Annotated in this window: 16 protein-coding genes; 5 read left to right on the top strand and 11 right to left on the bottom strand. The window is 47.1% G+C overall.

The features are described from left to right. Nucleotides 1-289: 289 nt before the first annotated feature. Nucleotides 290-3,175, bottom strand: coding sequence for an RNA polymerase-associated protein RapA (gene rapA / locus ACFI32_RS09225; RefSeq protein WP_462626251.1), 2,886 nt, complete (start codon nucleotides 3,173-3,175; stop codon nucleotides 290-292). Nucleotides 3,176-3,619: 444 nt separating this feature from the next. On the opposite strand from rapA, the gene ACFI32_RS09220 reads away from it, so the two are divergent. Then, nucleotides 3,620-4,561: a D-2-hydroxyacid dehydrogenase gene (locus ACFI32_RS09220; protein WP_462626250.1), complete on the top strand. Its 942-nt coding sequence runs from the start codon at nucleotides 3,620-3,622 to the stop codon at nucleotides 4,559-4,561. Nucleotides 4,562-4,669: 108 nt separating this feature from the next. Here the strand turns inward: ACFI32_RS09220 and ACFI32_RS09215 are convergent, their stop codons facing one another. Further along, a complete protein-coding gene (locus ACFI32_RS09215) occupies nucleotides 4,670-5,383 on the bottom strand; it encodes an RluA family pseudouridine synthase (protein WP_462626249.1) in 714 nt (237 codons plus the stop codon). Nucleotides 5,384-5,712: 329 nt separating this feature from the next. Here ACFI32_RS09215 and trxA point away from each other — a divergent pair, with 329 nt between their 5' ends. The 3 genes from trxA to ACFI32_RS09200 all read left to right on the top strand — a co-directional run bounded on the left by trxA (nucleotide 5,713) and on the right by ACFI32_RS09200 (nucleotide 8,377). Then, a complete protein-coding gene (gene trxA / locus ACFI32_RS09210; RefSeq protein WP_462626248.1) occupies nucleotides 5,713-6,039 on the top strand; it encodes a thioredoxin in 327 nt (108 codons plus the stop codon). A gap of 488 nt (nucleotides 6,040-6,527) precedes the next feature. Further along, a complete protein-coding gene (rho, locus tag ACFI32_RS09205) occupies nucleotides 6,528-7,796 on the top strand; it encodes a transcription termination factor Rho (RefSeq protein WP_462626247.1) in 1,269 nt (422 codons plus the stop codon). A 341-nt stretch (nucleotides 7,797-8,137) separates the two neighbouring features. After that, the gene (locus ACFI32_RS09200; RefSeq protein ID WP_462626246.1) at nucleotides 8,138-8,377 is read left to right on the top strand and encodes a hypothetical protein; all 240 of its coding nucleotides are present in this window, start codon (nucleotides 8,138-8,140) and stop codon (nucleotides 8,375-8,377) included. Between the two features lie 108 nt (nucleotides 8,378-8,485). Here the strand turns inward: ACFI32_RS09200 and ypfJ are convergent, their stop codons facing one another. After that, entirely contained in the window at nucleotides 8,486-9,373 is an 888-nt protein-coding gene (gene ypfJ / locus ACFI32_RS09195) for a KPN_02809 family neutral zinc metallopeptidase (protein ID WP_462626245.1), read from the bottom strand. A gap of 564 nt (nucleotides 9,374-9,937) precedes the next feature. On the opposite strand from ypfJ, the gene ACFI32_RS09190 reads away from it, so the two are divergent. Further along, a complete protein-coding gene (locus ACFI32_RS09190; protein WP_462626244.1) occupies nucleotides 9,938-10,321 on the top strand; it encodes a hypothetical protein in 384 nt (127 codons plus the stop codon). 131 nt (nucleotides 10,322-10,452) lie between these two features. On the opposite strand, the gene ACFI32_RS09185 is transcribed toward ACFI32_RS09190, so the two are convergent. From ACFI32_RS09185 to rpmI, 8 genes are all read right to left on the bottom strand, one after another. Next, nucleotides 10,453-10,884 (bottom strand): BLUF domain-containing protein, encoded by a 432-nt coding sequence (locus ACFI32_RS09185; protein ID WP_462626243.1) that lies wholly within the window; start codon nucleotides 10,882-10,884, stop codon nucleotides 10,453-10,455. 21 nt (nucleotides 10,885-10,905) lie between these two features. Continuing rightward, nucleotides 10,906-11,490, bottom strand: coding sequence for a BLUF domain-containing protein (locus ACFI32_RS09180; RefSeq protein WP_462626241.1), 585 nt, complete (start codon nucleotides 11,488-11,490; stop codon nucleotides 10,906-10,908). A gap of 81 nt (nucleotides 11,491-11,571) precedes the next feature. Then, complete coding sequence (locus tag ACFI32_RS09175) at nucleotides 11,572-12,261, bottom strand: hypothetical protein (RefSeq protein WP_462626240.1); 690 nt, start codon at nucleotides 12,259-12,261, stop codon at nucleotides 11,572-11,574. A gap of 665 nt (nucleotides 12,262-12,926) precedes the next feature. Then, a complete protein-coding gene (locus ACFI32_RS09170; RefSeq protein ID WP_462626283.1) occupies nucleotides 12,927-13,274 on the bottom strand; it encodes an integration host factor subunit alpha in 348 nt (115 codons plus the stop codon). Nucleotides 13,275-13,475: 201 nt separating this feature from the next. Beyond that, nucleotides 13,476-15,902, bottom strand: coding sequence for a phenylalanine--tRNA ligase subunit beta (gene pheT / locus ACFI32_RS09165; RefSeq protein ID WP_462626239.1), 2,427 nt, complete (start codon nucleotides 15,900-15,902; stop codon nucleotides 13,476-13,478). 82 nt (nucleotides 15,903-15,984) lie between these two features. Then, on the bottom strand, nucleotides 15,985-17,040 hold the full coding sequence (gene pheS / locus ACFI32_RS09160; RefSeq protein ID WP_462626238.1) for a phenylalanine--tRNA ligase subunit alpha: 1,056 nt from the start codon (nucleotides 17,038-17,040) through the stop codon (nucleotides 15,985-15,987). A gap of 348 nt (nucleotides 17,041-17,388) precedes the next feature. Then, nucleotides 17,389-17,745 (bottom strand): 50S ribosomal protein L20, encoded by a 357-nt coding sequence (gene rplT / locus ACFI32_RS09155; RefSeq protein ID WP_462626237.1) that lies wholly within the window; start codon nucleotides 17,743-17,745, stop codon nucleotides 17,389-17,391. Between the two features lie 104 nt (nucleotides 17,746-17,849). Beyond that, a complete protein-coding gene (rpmI, locus tag ACFI32_RS09150; RefSeq protein ID WP_199507532.1) occupies nucleotides 17,850-18,047 on the bottom strand; it encodes a 50S ribosomal protein L35 in 198 nt (65 codons plus the stop codon). Nucleotides 18,048-18,056 lie beyond the last annotated feature (9 nt).

Raw genomic sequence — 18,056 nt, 5'->3', positions numbered from 1 at the left:
GTGGCTTGTATGTGGTGTAGTGTCGTGTAGATGTCGTGTAAACTCTCAAAGTTTAGGGGAATGATGATAAAAATAATCATCTTACCCAATATTAGCGCCCTTGACCAGTTGCGCATGGGGGCACCTGCTGTATTAGTCTGACTTGTCAGCGCACAACTGGCACTGTGCCAGATCCCTTAATCCCGCCACAAAAAAAACGAGACACCGCAGTATCTCGTTTTTTATGTCGTGAAGTCATACTAAACGAATGTGATGGTTAATACATCTTTCATGCACAATGTTCCATCAGCTATGGTTTTACTGCCACCAATACGCGGATAGAGTCAGGCACCAGTGACAAGTTGGCCAAGGCCTGTTCGCCTTGTACTTGCAGCTGCTCTAGGCGCTCGATTTCTTCTGGGCGGACATTGGGGTTGATCTGCTGCAAATGCTTTAGGCGTTTGATCTCGCGTGACCACTGCTGGCTAAAGCGCGCGCTGGCCTGCTCACCGATCTCGCTCAGCTTAGCTCGGGCGATTGTTTCTGATTCATGGTAGCGGCTTTCAATCACATCGGCACGTACCTTGATTACTTGGCGAGCGCGACTTTTGTCCAAGCGTTCGACATGCGGCATGATCATCTCGCTGCTGATGCGCTCAGACAGATCACTACCCTGCTCACTCATAAAGACGCGAATGTTTTGGATCGGTAGGGTCGCTGCCAAGTTAAGTACTTTTGGCGCAATCACCTCAACTCTAAAGTTGGCTTCTAGTAGTACCATACCTTGCGGCACGGCAGCGCTTTTGAGCATGGCAACGGTGGTATTGCCAAAGGTGCTGCTGCTCGCCAGCTCATAAATCGCCCGCATCAGCGGATGCTCATGGGTGATAAAGTCCATGTCTTCGCGCAGCAAGGCCTGCTTACGATCGAAGGTCAAGGTCATGCCATCTTCATCCAGTGGCAAGCCGTCGATGTACTCGCTGATTTCGTTGCTATCAATGGGAGCAAGTACCCATGAGCCATCGCGCTGGATGCTGTGATCAATATTAGCAGACGCCAAAAAGCGCTCGATAAACTGCGGCAACACATTATGACTGTCAAAGTCGTGCATCGCATCGGCAATACGACCTGCGACGCGCGGGCGGCACGAGTTGTACTCTAGCAGACGATCACGGCCAGCTTGCAACTGCGCTTCTAATGCCAAGCGGGTTGCGCGCGCGTCATCAACCAACGCTTGCAGGTTGGCGCGGCTATCAACATCATCCGCGCCCTCTAACAACGGTTTAAGGGTTTGGATATATTGCTCTTGCACGCTTTGCGCGGTTGGGGAGATTTGACTGAACATATTGAGCGCCTGATCGTACCATTGGTACAAGCGCTCTTGCGCCGTGCTCTCGACATACGGCACATGCAAGGTGATTTGCTGCGTCTGACCGATACGGTCGAGGCGACCAATACGCTGCTCTAACGTATCAGGGTTGGCAGGCAAATCCCAAAGGATCAACTGACTGGCAAACTGAAAATTGCGCCCCTCAGAGCCAATCTCCGAACACAGCAAAATCTGCGCCCCTTCGCTATCAGCAAAGAACGCCGCCGCTTGGTCACGCTCAAGCAAGGTCATCTGCTCGGTAAAGATGGCTGTTTTGATACCGGCATGCAGGCGCAGTACCGCCTCCAAGCTCTCAACCGTAGCCCCACTACGCGCAATCAATAACACCTTATCGTGTTTTAGCTCGCCTTTTAGGATATCGATCAGCCACGGTACGCGTGGGTCGTCTTCCAGCCAGCCGCCGTCAGGCTGATTTTCTTCGCCCCACAGCTGCTCACGCAACTTGCCTGTGGTCTGATAGCTGCCTACCCACGCTTCAGGCAGCGGCAATGGATGCGGATGGCGACTACGACCATAAAAGCCTTTAACGCTCTCGCGCGTGTTACGGTACAAGATACGACCCGTACCGTGACGATCGAGCAGCTCATTTAAGGCATACGTGCGCAGTTTTTCATCGTCATTAATATGGGCAAGCTCATCGGCGCTGATATCAAGTAGCCCCGTTAAAGCGTTAATTTGTGCCTCATTTAACGGTTTGTCCTCGATCAGCATACTCGCCACTGCTGCAGTATCAGCAAAGGCCTCTTGACCCGCGATGAACTCATCTAAATCATCAAAGCGATCCGCATCAAGCAGGCGCAGACGGGCAAAATGGCTTTGCTCACCCAGCTGCTCTGGCGTTGCCGTCAATAGCATCACGCCTGGGGTTTCTTCGGCAAAATCCGCCACCAAGTCGTATTTGTCATTGCCGCCTTGCGCTTCATCCCAATGCAGATGGTGCGCCTCATCGACAACCAACAGATCAAAGCCTGCGTCCATCGCCTGATCGTACAAATCATGGTGATCGAGCAGTAAGTCCATACCCGCGATGATACATTGCTCAGTCAAAAAGACGTTTTGCTCAGGGTCATGCTCTTTGATAGCAGCCGTACGTACCAAATCAAACAGCGCAAAATTGAGGTTAAAACGGCGACGCAGCTCAATCATCCATTGATATTGCAAGCTATCAGGTACCAAGATCAGTACACGCTCAGCCTTGCCCGTGAGGAGCTGCTGATGGATGATCAAACCCGCTTCAATGGTTTTGCCCAAACCCACTTCATCGGCCAACAATACACGCGGCGCAATGCGCTTGCCCACTTCATGGGCGATATACAGCTGATGCTCAATAATATCAACACGCGCACCCATCAAGCCTTTTAACGGATGTCCTGCCAGCGCTGACTGCATACGCAAGATATCTTGGCGCAGCTCGTACCAGTCGCCACGTTCAATACGACCCGCCAGCAAGCGCTCAAGCGGTTTGGCTAAAGTAATATTGGCCGCAAGGCGCGTCTCCATAATGCCTTTTTCACTGCCTTCAACGCTGTACTTGATAACGCCCATCACCGCTTCGACATGGGTGACCGTATGGCTGTTGCCATCTTGATCGCTGATGCTGTCACCCTCCTTAAACACCACGCGTGATAGCGGCGCAGAGTTTTTGGCGTAAACGCGTGTTTCCTCACTTTGGGGAAATAAGATGTGAACGCAGCGGTCGTCTACATCGATCACCACGCCTAAGCCAAGCTCAGACTCAGTATCAGATAAGTAGCGTTGACCAACAGCGAATTCGGTACTGTGCAATGAAGCGGCAGAGATAGTCATAGGGCGATGTCTTTTTGTACTCAAATGAAAAGATAGACGGCAATACTGATCAGCATCATCAGTGATTAGAGCAATATCACCATAGCAAGTGCGTATCATCCATAGGACGATGCAAACGGCGGTTATGTGCAATAATAATCACAGCGGATCGTATTGGCAGATAAGTTTAACCATTATATAACGTTAGCGGCTAGATGCGTACGATAAGTTCACTTTTCAAGGGCGTCTTTACTGGCAAGGCGGCGACGCTGAGCGAATATCATCCTGATGGTCAGCGATATTGACAACCAGACCATCATCTTGAATCTGCAACACCGCCACACTATCGTCTGCTGCTTTATCCGCAGACTAAAAGCATGCTACATTAAATCGACTCTTTATGAGCGTCTCATACACCGAATCAGTCAATGACCAGCACACTACCAGCCATTTTAGGGAGATTTTATGCACGCGGTATTTTTAGACAGAGGTACTTTTTCAGACACCTTATCGTTGCCAGCACCGCACGGCATTGAGGATTATGTAACCTATGAGGAAACGCCCCAAGATAATACGGTCATCATCGAGCGTTGCCAAGATGCCGACATCATCATTACCAACAAGGTACAAATCAGTGCCGAAGTCATTAAAAGCTTGCCCAAGCTGCGCCTGATTCAGCTGACGGCCACTGGCATGAACAATGTCGATGCCGATGCCTGCGCCGCAAACGATGTCACCCTTTATAATGTGGCAGGTTATGCGGTCAAAAGCGTGCCTGAGCATACCTTTATGTTGATGCTCACCGCCATGCGCGCAGCTATCCATTATCATCAAAAAGTCGTCGATGGCTCTTGGGCCAAAGATGGCAATTTTTGCTTACTCGATATTCCGCTCATCGATTTAGAAGGTAAGACCTTGGGTATCATTGGAGTTGGCACCATTGGCAAACGCGTCACCGAGATAGCCCGCGCCTTTGGCATGACTGTCTTGTGGGCAGAGCATCAAGATTGCGAGCCGCGCAGTGCTGACTATACCGCCTTTGATAGTGTCCTTGCCCAAGCCGATGTCATCAGCTTGCACTGTCCGCTAACCGAGGCCACCCAGCATCTGATCAACCAAGACACCATCGCCAAAATGAGCAAAAAACCGCTACTGGTCAATGTGGCGCGCGGCGGCATCGTCGACAGTCAAGCGCTGAGCGATGCGATACTGGGTGGGCAGCTGATGGGTTATGCCAGCGACGTGTTCGAGCAAGAGCCGATCAGCAGTGATGACCCACTACACCGTATCGGCAACCACCCTCGGGTGATATTCAGTCCGCACAACGCATGGGGCAGCGAGGCGGCGCAGTCCACCCTTTGGAATATGCTCAGTGAACAAGTCAGCGACTTTATTCAGCAGCAATAGTCAGACGCAATAATAGTCAATAGTCAGCCGATTTTGCTGTTGTTAGTGGTTAAAATCCACCCTATAAAAGGCTTTATGTCAAAAGCGGCCACACTGCTTTAGCACCCATCAAAAAGGCATATCGCTTTCCCAATCCATCCATGCGCCTAGCACAGGATGCTTTAAGCGTAGCTGGTGTGCATGTAGGTTGAGGCGCGGCGCGCAGCTCAGCGCCTCCCCTTCAGCATAAATCGGATCACCGATGATCACATGGCCGCAATGCACCATATGTACCCGCAGTTGGTGACTGCGTCCTGTGACCGGCTTCAGCGCCACACGCGTCACCGCTTGTCCTGCGCAGTCCTCATGCCCCAGCACCTCATACAGCGTTAAAGCATGCTTTTTCCACTCAGGATCAACGATATGGCGCGGCTTGGTTGCAGGCTCATAACGCACAGGTACTGACACCTTACCTGTCGCGCCAACCTTGCCCCACATGCCAAACACCCGCGCTTGATACTGCTTTTGTGGCAAGCGATCAATAAACTGCTTGCTAATATTGCTCTGCGCGGCGGCGTTTTTGGCAAAGATCATCAGACCTGACGTATCCATATCCAATCGGTGAATCAGCTTAACCGCAGGATTGGCACGAAACAGTCGCCCAAGTAAGCTCACTTTGAGCGTCTTGCCATCGACACTGAGCAGCCCTGCAGGCTTATCGACCACCCAAATATCGTCGTCTTCATAAACAGTGATATCACGCGCAAAGTCCTGAAAAAACTCAAGCGGATAGGCATTTTCTTGTCTGTTGAGGGTGTCGACTTCTTCATCGGTAAAGGGCATAAAATAGCTACTTATCTCAGGTGAATAAAAACAGAATGGCACATAGCAATAAAGCACCTACCGTTCGCACATATGCGCGGCGGCGTGACCCTGCTGTGTTTCAATTTATTTTACTAATGTTAATTGTTGAGTATTTTAACGCGGCAGCGCCAGCGAAATAGGCCGAAACATGCTAGTATGATCACACATTTTCACCCATGCGTATTTTCTTTGTACGGCGCGTCACCCTCGTTTGATAGCTGATTAACCAACGCCTAGCGCGTTATTTCTACGCTTACTAACCACGACGACTGCCAGTAAAAGAGACCATAAAATAAGAGAGAAAAATTATGTCAGATTTAATTGTAAACACTACCGACGCCGATTTTGACCAAGACGTACTGCAAGCAGATGTTCCTGTACTCGTCGATTTTTGGGCAGCATGGTGTGGTCCTTGTAAAGCCATCGCGCCTATTTTAGAAGATTTGGCCACTGAGTACCAAGGTAAAGTTAAAATCGTCAAAGTCGATGTGGATAGCAACCCACAAGCAGCCAGTCGTTTTGGTATCCGTAATATCCCAACCTTGTTTGTCTTCAAAGACGGCGAGAAAGTAGACTCGGTAATGGGTCTACAACCAAAAGCTGAGCTTGCCAAAGTACTCGACAAGCACATCTAAATCGTACCCTGTTAAAAGGGACATTCAATGCTGTTATTGACAGCAATCTGAGTGGCCTAAATAACGAATAAATGGTCATTATCTGCACAAGATAATGACCATTTTTATTTTTTTACGATAAAAAAGCGAATTATATATTTTTTTTAATAAAAATAATTGACAAGACTTGCGTGAAAACCGTATAGTCTGCTGACAAGAGAAGCATAAATGTTTTCCTGAGCGCCCAGTCGCTATTCTCCTCGTGTTTATCAACACAAAACACAATGTAATAAACACAATTACTGATACTGAGCTTTTATCAAAAGTTCTTATGTAGCCTGTCTTATTATCTGTCATCACCCTGCCACATAACCGTGCAGCGGGTATCAGTATGCTACATCACTATCAACTCTGTGCACACACCCTTCACTACTATCGTTGTTTAACCAATGTCGTGGGCTGTGCTGCTAATGGCATCTCTCGCCCGATAAATTGCTAATGACTTATCTATGAATTTAACTGAACTAAAGAAAAAATCAATCGCTGAGCTATTGGCTATCGCCAAAGAAATGGGTCTTGATAATATGGCGCGTAGCCGTAAACAGGACATTATTTTTGCTATCTTGAAAACCCACGCCCGTAACGGCGAAGCCATCTACGGTGACGGCGTGCTTGAGGTGCTTCCAGATGGCTTTGGCTTTTTGCGCTCATCAGAAGGGTCATATTTGGCAGGTCCTGATGACATCTATGTCAGCCCGAGCCAGATTCGTCGGTTTAATTTAAAAACAGGCGACAGTATCGCAGGCACCATCCGCCCACCAAAAGACTCAGAGCGTTATTTTGCGCTACTAAAAGTCGGCGAAATCAACTTCGATACCCCTGATCGCTCACGTCACAAGCTGATTTTTGAAAACCTAACGCCTCTTTTCCCAACTGAGCAATTGAAGCTTGAGCTGGGTAATGGGACGACTGAAGATTTGACGGGCCGTATTATTGACTTGATCGCACCGATTGGTAAAGGTCAACGCTCTATCATCGTTGCGCCGCCAAAGGCTGGTAAAACCGTCCTGCTCCAAACCATTGCCCAGTCCATCACCCGCAACAACCCTGAATGCTATCTGATCGTACTCTTGATCGACGAGCGTCCAGAGGAAGTGACCGAAATGGTGCGCACCGTACGCGGTGAAGTAGTGGCGTCTACCTTTGATGAGCCGCCACAGCGTCACGTCCAAGTGGCCGAGATGGTCATCGAAAAAGCCAAACGCTTGGTCGAACACAAACAAGACGTGGTTATCCTTCTTGACTCTATCACTCGTCTGGCCCGTGCCTATAACACCGTGATTCCGTCTTCAGGTAAAGTGCTGACTGGTGGTCTGGATGCCAATGCCCTAGAGCGTCCAAAACGCTTTTTTGGTGCCGCCCGTAATGTCGAAGAAGGCGGCAGCTTGAGCATCATCTCAACTGCGCTGATCGATACAGGCAGCAAGATGGACAGCGTTATCTTTGAAGAGTTCAAAGGTACTGGTAACCAAGAGATCACGCTTGAGCGTGACTTGGCAGAAAAACGGGTCTTCCCTGCAATCAATATCAAAAAATCAGGCACTCGCCGCGAAGAGCGCTTACTTGATGAAGACACGCTGCGTAAGGTTTGGATTTTGCGCAAACTCTTGCAGCCTATGGACGGTGTCCAAGCGACTGAGTTCTTGCTGGATCGCCTAAAAGAAGCCAAAACCAATGATGACTTTTTTGAGCAAATGAAGCGCAAATCACAAAACTAAATATCAAAACCGCACCTAAAAAAAGACTGCCACCGTGCAGTCTTTTTTTAGGCGTTATCATTCCTCAAGCAAGAAATATCGCCTTTAGCTTACCCGATAAAAGCGATGTCGTGACACATGGGGGTAACATCGATTACATCACATTTGCAAAGATTAGCGCTTTTACTACGCGTTGCTGCTCAAAAAGCCGTTACTATATCTCATAGGATGACCGCATTTTGATAAAGATTCAATCGGTTTGCTTATCAACATGGTTCTGTCTCATCAGCATTTATCAAAATGCGGTTGTCAAACATCCGTTCTAGACTCTATTGGCTACCGACAACGTAATAGGTGATATTATGAAATTTGCTAAAACCATCGCAATGACTGCCATTGCCAGCTCAGCGGTTATCATGACTGGTTGTAATACAGCTGGCTACAACAGCGGCCTGAGCAACACTGCCAAAGGGGCGGCGGCGGGCGCTGCCGCTGGTGCTTTAATCAGAAGTAAGGGCGATAGCAAAGACATCGCTCGTGGTGCGCTCGCTGGTGCAGCCGTTGGCGGCGCTGGTGGCTACGTGATCGATCAGACCAACTGATTGATATCAGCAAGTCAGATTGATATAAAAAAGCCTGCATATCATATGCAGGCTTTTTTATGCTGAATATTTTTTTGAACACTGATATCGCGCTTGCTAATGTCACATTTATAGTGCACCGCTAAACGTATCACATGATTGCACACTACCGCTCTCTAACCCACGGGTAAACCAGTTAACCCGCTGTTGACTGGTACCATGCGTAAAGTTATCAGGCGCAACCGTACGGCCACTGGCCTGTGCTAAGCGGTCATCACCGATTTGACCAGCGGCATTGATGGCCTCATCAATATCACCTGCCTCTAAAAACTGAATACGTTGTTCGTTGCGGTTCGCCCATACCCCAGCAAAGCAGTCTGCTTGTAGCTCTTGCAGTACAGACAGCTTATTGGCCTGAGCTTGAGTGACCTGCTGGCGCGCTTCATTCACCTGCTGCGAAATGCCAAGTAAGGTTTGAACATGGTGACCAACTTCGTGTGCAATCACATAAGCTTGCGCAAAGTCACCTGCTTTGCCTTGATTATCAGCCCCACCTGAACCTTGCTGGTCGCCACTAATACCTAAGTTTTGACGCATTTCCTTAAAAAATGAGGTATCCAAATAGACCGTCTGATCTCCTAGACAGTAGAAGGGTCCTGTTGCTGCGGTGGCGCTGCCGCAAGCTGAACTGACTTGACCATTGAATAACACCAGCTGCGGGTCTTTATAAGTTTGTCCACCTTCGCTAAAAATTTGTTGCCACACGGCTTCGGTATCTGCCAACACCACTTTAACAAACTGTGTATCGCGGTCATCTGCTGTTGCAGGCACTGTTTCATTGCTATTGCCACCACCGGCAACAACCTGACCGGTCTGCAATGCGGTCATCGGATTGACCCCAAACACCAGCCACAATATGCCTGCGATAATGATACCACCGATACCGCCGCCAATCATCTTACCGCCACCTTTGCTCGTGCGTACGTTTGAACTGCCCTGCCTACCTCGCCACTTCATAATCTGCCTCCTTAAACATCGCTGTGCGTCATCATGTGTCATCCATTTACAAATACCGACTTTGTAGATACCGACTTTTTATCTGTAGTCATACCGTTTATCGGATACTGACTGCTTTCATTGTAATAATATCTATCATTTAATATGGCTTCTCATTTGCCTGATTGCCGTTTTTTAAAGTTGTTATTGTTTAGTGTATTTACTGTTGTTTTTTTTGTTGTTGAAAATATATAGAGAACTGGTTGTTTCTGTAGCCCTTACTATAAAAGGGCTACAGGAGATATACAGCTTAGATAATATCGTTATAAAACCAGTACTTGAATTGATTATACGGAAAACCACAAATGATGTTGTATTAAAAACAATAATAAAGTGTGGCCATGCGCAGTAGGCATGCAGTTTATTGTTACTCTATTGTACAACCTACTTTTCTTTTCATAAAAAAGACTATAGAATGCGTGAAAGCTGAGGAGCTGTGACTGAGGACAGTTGAGGTTCGGGATATCCTGAATATTCGACCTTTTGTCACGGCTGCTGCTCATTTCATTTTTTTGGAGAAACCCGATGAACCTTAAATTACTTGCTCTTGCTGGTGTTATGACTGCTGCTATGGGCCTAACTGCTTGTGACAGCAACACAGAAAACGCTGCTGAAGATTTATCTGACGCGCAAGAAGAAGCGCAAGACGCACAAGAAGAAATCGCTGATGGCGCTGCTGATGGCGAAGTTACCGCTGAAGCTGAAAATGCTGTTGCTGACGTTGAAGAAAGTATCGCTGAAGCACAAGACGCTACTGCGACTACCGAAATGGACGCTGAAGTTCCTGCTGATGGCGGCGCAACTGTTGACATCGATGGCGGTACTGACATGATGGACGCTGAAACACCTGACACTGATGCTGTTGCTGTTGCTGACGACGTTGTTGTTGAAGAGCCAGCTGCTCAATAATCATTCTTGCTTTGTAAGCATAGATTATTGTCATAAAAAAGAGAGCCTATGCTCTCTTTTTTTGTCCCTGTTTTCTGTATTTACTATTTCAGTAACGATCAAGACCTATAATCACTATGAACGAGCCTCCATTACTGAGTGCTTAACTCTTGCATCAATGCTCGTGCTGATTCGGCATTGAGTAAATACGGATTAAATTCTACGGTCGTAGAATATTTGAGATATATTGCCGCATTCTCCTGTGTGGGAGAAGCATAGTTCATTGACCATTGTGACCACTCCCGATGTTTTATCTCGCGAGTCTCTATCACTTGCAAATCATGATGCCGCCTATCTGCAAGCAATCCAGACAATAGATAGTTAATCTGTGCGCGTGGACCTTCAATGGTCTGTAAAAAGTACGCTTTGTTAAACGTCAGCATACCAGTAATACCATTTGTAGCATTGTTTTTTTGCGCTTGCTGTAGAATTTCATTAAAGTCATTGGCCGATACATCTGGATTGGCTCGACTGACGTAAGTCATACTGACTAATATGTGTGCGTCGGACGGTACTTGTTCCATATTTTACCCCTTCTATAAAGTCTATTGCGTGAACCCAAAAGCACGAGAGAAGAAACCTTTTGATGGCGGCAGCTGCGCTTCTTGAGGTGGTTGCTGATACAACTGCCTATTAAGCATGTCTTGCTCGGTACGCGCTGCTTGCTCTTGCAATGCGGCTAGGGTATCAATCAGCATGATGATCTGGGCAGCATTCATCAGGTAAGGATTGAATGTGGTACCAGCAGAAAACTTAATCAGGTGTTTTTTATTGTCATCACTGGGTGTCAAATAGTTCATCGACCATTTAGTCCAGCGCCGATAGTCCACCTCTCGGCACTCAATGATTTGTAGTGAAAAATGGCGATCATCTTTGATCAGTTTTCTTAGTAAATTGTTGATGGCAGGTCGTGAGCCCTCAATGGTTTGCAAAAAATAGTTATGATTAAAAACCAATGCGCCCGTGATGCCATTGCGTGCATTGTTTTGCTGGGCTTGAGCAAGAATTTTTTTTACCTCATCATTTGGGTTGTGATTGTTATAACGGCTGATATAGGTCAACCGTACGATGATATGTTCACCATGCTGTAAGTTTGCATTGCCATCTTCTAAACGTCCTGTCATTGTCATCAGACTCTCCCGTTGGTTGACCTTATTTCGATCGATTAAAACCTATCGTATCCATGATATATTGCCCTGAGCATAGATCTGCTATTGCTTGAGCATGGTATAAAACTCATTAATACCGTGTGACAGTTCACTATTATCTGTACGTTGGATCTCTTGTATAAACGCAATCAGCTCCACTGCGTTGCTACATTGCTCTAGGTTGAGCATATGGCTCCAAGCGTCTTGAGCTGGTGCATGGCGTTCAATATAACTGGCCAGCTTTGATTTAACCGCTTCAAAATTGAGATTTGCCGTTTGCCGTTCGCTGTTATCACTATTGTCAGTGTTGTCGATGGTGACTGGCTCAGCAGGTCGGCTGTTAAAAAAACTGTCGAAGTTGCTGTCGTTTGTATTGTCTAAAGCGTTAGAGTCAGTTGATTGGGGCTTTGCTGGTATCAGATCAATAGGCTCGACATTATTTTGTCCATCATCACTTGTCTCAAGTGTGGTAGGTACTGACTCATTAACAATATCGTTTGAGTCATCGACATCTCCTACAATAAACCGTTCTATGAGCTCTAAATCTCGTAACATTTCAAAAAAGGGGGCAATACCGCCCACGTCAGCAAACATTTTGCCTTTATCAAGCAGGTCTACATATTGCTGATACGTTTTTCTCCCATCAATGAAAATAAGTAAAGTTCGAGCTTCTCTTGGGAGCGAACTTGAATGCTGATTTTTGACCTCTTCACGGCCAAGCTCACTTTTTTGAAAAATATCACCTTGATTCATGACTTCACTCCCTTGCAAATACTTATGCCAACGCTCATACCATCGTGCGCGGCCCAAGCTCATGACTATATTTTGAGCCAAAAACCATCCGTCTCTACACTGTAAACTATTGTAAAGAAACAGTTTTTTAATTATTATTTTGCTGATGGCGAGTATGCGTTTCTTGATTTATTCGAGTATAGCAACAGCATTTTCAATGTGTTAGCTTTACTATGTTTTGATAGACTAAGTGGTCGATATCATTGTCTGAATGGTATTTTGAAAAAAATGAGCACATAAAATAAGCTAGAAATGGTCTAAAAAAAGACCGCAGTGAGCAGAGTGCGCATCAAGTCAATGAGCACCATAAATAGCGTTTATGGCAAGATGTGGTATCTGAGACATCGCAGACAAGGACAGAAATGGCTAAGCGTTATCACGAATATGGGACTATAAGAAGGTGATGCTAATAAAAAGGCACTAGAACAATGATAGGAAGGATAATGGCTGGCAGGAAGAATATTTGATGATTCGGCGACGCTGTATTTGTAGCGGGTACCACGATATGGCTGTTAACAAATAGCAGCTGGTGGTTTGAAGACAATCTTGTTGTGACTATAAAGCGTTATCCAGCACGGCCTTGTAGAGCTTCCTCTGTATGACAAGGCCATCAATAACTGATATATCTAAGCGTCAAACAAACGCTCATCAACTTTTTGGCGGAACTTTTGACCCGTTTTAAAGGTCACCACGCGGCGCGCTGATACCGCAACAGGCTCACCCGTTTTTGGATTGCGTCCCGGACGACTCTCTTTGTCCTTGAGCTCAAAATTGCCAAAGCCTGAGAGCTTAACCTCTTTACCTTCGATAAGGCTGGTTGATAATTCATCAAAAAAGTTCTCAACTAGGCATCGCCCTTCTTGGCGCGTGAGGTCAAGATGACTCATTAGATGCTCAATCATGTCAGATTTGGTTAAAGTGCTCACAGTACGACTCCTGAGATATGGTGGTAAATGACGGTCACATGTGGTGATATGACGAACAGACCAAACTATTATAAAGGGTTTTACACAATTTCTTAACACTATCTATTAAAAAATCCTTTATTTATAACCAATTAGCTGTTGTTACCCAAAAAAAAGCATGGTGAGCCTCTTAATAAACGAGACTCACCATGCGATTGGCCTATTTAACGCAACATGACGCTGCTTTATTGACCAATGCTGATGTTGGTATCAGCTGTCACGCAGCTGCGCGCCATGCGTGTCTGTGAGTACTTGCACGACTTTGTCCATTGCTGCTTTAATGGCGTCATCAGATAAGGTCTGGGTACTGTCTTGCCACACTAAGGCGAATGCCAGTGAGCGCTGGCCGTCTGGCACATGCTCGCCTTGATACACATCAAACAGCCACAAATCAGACAACAGCTGGCCAGCGGCTGCGCGGATACTTGCCTGCAAAGTTTGCACACTGATATCGCTGTTGACCAAGATGGCAATATCACGGCGCACTTGTGGGAATTTGCTTGGGGTATTGATCGCATGCTGCTCACGTGCCAACGTCAATAACGGCGCAAGTGACAACTGTGCGACCCAAGTGGTCGGCAGATCAAGCTGCTTGTGCTTGGCTGTATTGGGGTGCAGCTGACCGAGCCAACCGACGTAAACGTCATCGACATACAGTTTGGCACTTTGACCTGGATGCAAAAAGTCCAAGTCACTGCGCTCATAGCGAATACGCGCATCTGCTATTTGGGCAGGCAGCAGTTGCTCAACATCATGCTTTAAATCAAAAAAGTCGGTTGGACGATTTTGATAGGCTTGCTCGTCCCAAATATCACCGACAGCAACCATGGCGATGCTCGGTGTTTGTACCAATTCACTGATGCTGCTACCGACAAAGCTAAGACCCGTTTCAAAAAAGCGGATACGTGGCTGTTGACGGTTGAGGTTATACTGAACGCAAGGCAGCAGGCTTGAGAGCAATGTACGGCGCATGACCTCCTTGTCGCTAGAGATGGGGTTGGCCAGCGCTAACACTTCACCCAAGGCCTCATCATCAATCAAGGCTTCAAGCTTGGCATCACTAAAGCTAAAGCTGATGGCTTCCATATAGCCAATATCCACCAGCGCCAGCTTCATATCATGGGTCAAATCTGCCGTATCATCATAATCCATGCTGACTTCCAAGCGCGGCAAGGCATTTGGAATGTTGTCATAGCCATAAATCCGCGCAATCTCTTCGACCAAGTCTTCTTTGATACTCATATCAAAGCGGTATGATGGCGGCGTACAAACCAGCGCATCCGCTTGGGCATCAACAGTAAAACCAAGCTGGGTTAAAATATTAACCATGTGCGCAGGCTCAATCTCGATACCAATCACCTCGGCCACTTTGGCAATCGGCAAGGTGATTGGTGCACGCGCAGGCAAATGATCGCTGTGCTCAGCATACGCGACCTGACCGGCACTGGCACCTGTGATACTGGTAATCAAATCCACCGCGCGAGCCAATGCCAATACTGGCAACTCAAAATCAACACCACGTTCAAAACGCTGTGAGGCATCCGTATGCAGACCAAAACGGCGCGCGCGACCAGCAATGGCTAGCTGATTAAAAAAGGCACTTTCTAATAAGATATTGGTGGTGGTGTCGGTGACACTGCTGCGCTTGCCACCCATAATACCTGCAAGGGCCAACACACCCTCATCATCCGCAATCACCAGCTCATCGCCTGTCAAGGTCACGGTCTGATCATTGAGCAAAGTGACTTTTTCATCAGGCTGAGCCAAACGCACTTGCACATCGCCTTTGATCGTATCAGCATCAAAAGCATGCAGCGGTTGACCAAGCTCAAGCAAGATATAGTTGGTCACATCGACCAAGAAATTATGTGTGCGCAGGCCTGAGTGTACCAACGCGTCTTTCAGCCACTTTGGGCTGTTTACACTGCGATCGATGTTACTCACCGCTTGTAATAAGTAGCGCGGGCACGCATCTACCGCGCTTACCGCCACGGTAGGGGCAGCCGCTTTTGGCGCGTCAGTCACGTTAGACGCTACGATGTCAGGCATCTGCATGGGCAAATCATTGATGACAGCAATCTCACGCGCAATACCGCGAACACTAAAGCAGTCTCCTCGGTTGGGCGTGATAGAAATATCTAAGACTTGATTGTCCAGTCCCAGATACTCACGAATGTCCATACCCACTGGTGCGTTTTCTGGCAATTCTAATAAGCCATCAATATCATCAACCAAATCGATTTCAGAGGCGCCGCACAGCATACCGTGTGAGGCAACCCCGCGCAGTTTACTCTTTTTGATTTTAAAGCCCGCTTTACCATTACTGACGTCATCGCTTGGCAAGACCGCACCAACCGTAGCGACGGGCGCTTTCATACCGATGGTCACATTGGGTGCACCGCAGACAATTTGTAACGGCTCAGCATCGCCGATGTTTACCTGAGTGACACGCAGTTTGTCTGCATCTGGATGCGGCTCGACACTAACGACTTCACCGACAACCACACCACTAAATTCACGGGCAACAGCAAAGCGATCATCAATCTCAAGCCCTGCCATGGTCAGCTGTTCGGCCAACGCTTCACTAGTATTTGTGGGGTTTACCCATTGACGTAGCCACTGTTCGCTAATTTTCATAAATATCTCGGATCAGAATTCTGTAATAAAGATTTTGGAATAAAGCTTGGCAAATAAACAGATTATTTCAACAAGGAACACACTAGCCAAATTGCTTTAAGAAGCGCACGTCATTTTGGAAAAATAACCGCAGATCATCGATACCGTAATACAGCATCGCAAAGCGCTCAATACCCATGCCAAACGCAAAGCCCGTGTATTTGTCGCTATCGATACCGCAATTGGTCAGCACTTGCGGATGCACCATACCGCAGCCCATCACCTCAAGCCACTTGCCATTATCATCTAAAATATCCACTTCTGCTGATGGCTCGGTGAATGGAAAAAACGACGGACGAAAACGTACGGTCAACTCTTTACCAAAGAACGCTTCTAAAAACTCACTAATCAATCCTTTCAGCTCAGCAAAGGTGCTCGACTCGGTAACCATCAGTCCTTCTAACTGATGGAACATCGGTGAATGGGTTTGATCTGAGTCGCAGCGGTACACACGGCCTGGACAGATGACACGAATCGGTGGCTCACCCGCTTCCATGGTGCGAATCTGCACAGGACTGGTGTGCGTACGCAGCAAATAATGGGCGTCAAAATAAAAAGTATCATGCATTGCGCGCGCAGGATGGTGCGAGGGAATATTGAGCGCCTCAAAGTTATAATAGTCGCTTTCGACCTCAGGGCCAGTTGCCACATTAAAGCCCGCTTGCACAAAGAACTGCTGCATGCGCTGAGTAATCATGGTCACTGGGTGCAAATGTCCTTTGTTGCTGCCGCGCGCAGGCAAAGTAATGTCAATACGCTCTGCTTCTAGCTTGGCATTGAGCGCTTTGACCTCTAGCTGCTGCTGCTGCTCGGTAAAGGCTTGTTGTATGCGGCTGCGCACTTGGTGCAGCATACCGCCATAGACTTTTTTATCATCGCTAGATAGCTTACCAAGCTGTTTTGACCAGCCCGTTAACGCGCTTTTTTTGCCTGTTAACTGCACGCGCAATTGTTGTAGCGCGGCGACGTCAGGCGCACCGCTAATCAGCGCTTCGGCACTACTGGCGTAGTCGCTGAGCTGGGTTTCATTCACCTCACTTAAGGTTTCAGATAAAGTCGGTAACGCCGACAAATCGTTGGTGGCAGCAGGGGTAGTCATAAGACGCATCATTCCTGATAGAAACAGAGTATTAATTGTAAGGGTTTGACCATATATTGCAAACCATTTACCCGCACCGTCTTTTATCGAATATGGTGAGTCAACCATATCTTAAAATAAGCAGTGACGTGTGCTGAAAAGTCAGTCATCAAATGGCTTGAATATATAGACAACAGTACGCTGATATCAGCATCGTCGCTACCCTATACCCAAAACAAGTATCCAAAACAAAAAAAGCCACCGGCCAGCGGTAGCTTTTATTAATATAGTTGCTATTAATGTATAACAGTCCCATCAGCAGTCATGTGTGACAAATAGCAACATCATGCATGCAAATGGGCGGGTTATTTAGGCCAATTCCGCTTTTGCTTTTTCAACCAAAGCGCTAAAAGCAGCTGCATCATGCATAGCGATGTCAGCAAGTACGCGACGGTCGATAGCGATGTTTGCTTTTTTCAAGCCATTGATCAAGCGGCTATAGCTCAGACCATTGATACGAGCACCAGCATTGATACGAGCGATCCAAAGGCGACGGAAAGTACGTTTTTTGTTGCGACGGTCACGGTAAGCATATTGACCAGCTTTGGTCACGGCTTGTACCGCTACGCGATAAACGCGTGAACGCGCGCCATAGTAGCCTTTTGCACGTTTTAGGATTTTTTTGTGACGGCGGTTTGCCTGTACACCACGTTTTACACGGGCCATAATTTACTCCAAGATAGGTTGAGCGACATATTTATTGTGTTATAAGGTTATAAACACAAATGTCAATTTGCAAAGTCAAATAATCGTTAGATGACCGTAGTCATTTAGATATAAGGGCACATACGACGAATAGCTGCTTCGTCAGACTTATGTACCATTTTAAGACCGCGCAACTGACGAATACGCTTAGCTGATTTCTTGGTCAAGATATGGCTTTTGAATGCTTGCTTGTGCTTGAAGCCAGTCGCTGTTTTCTTAAAGCGTTTGGCAGCACCGCGTTTGGTTTTCATCTTCACTTTCATGTCGATTGC

Source organism: Psychrobacter sp. PSi21, from assembly GCF_054960615.1.
Note: the sequence above shows the minus strand (reverse complement) of the source record. Positions and strands in the feature narration are given on the sequence as shown.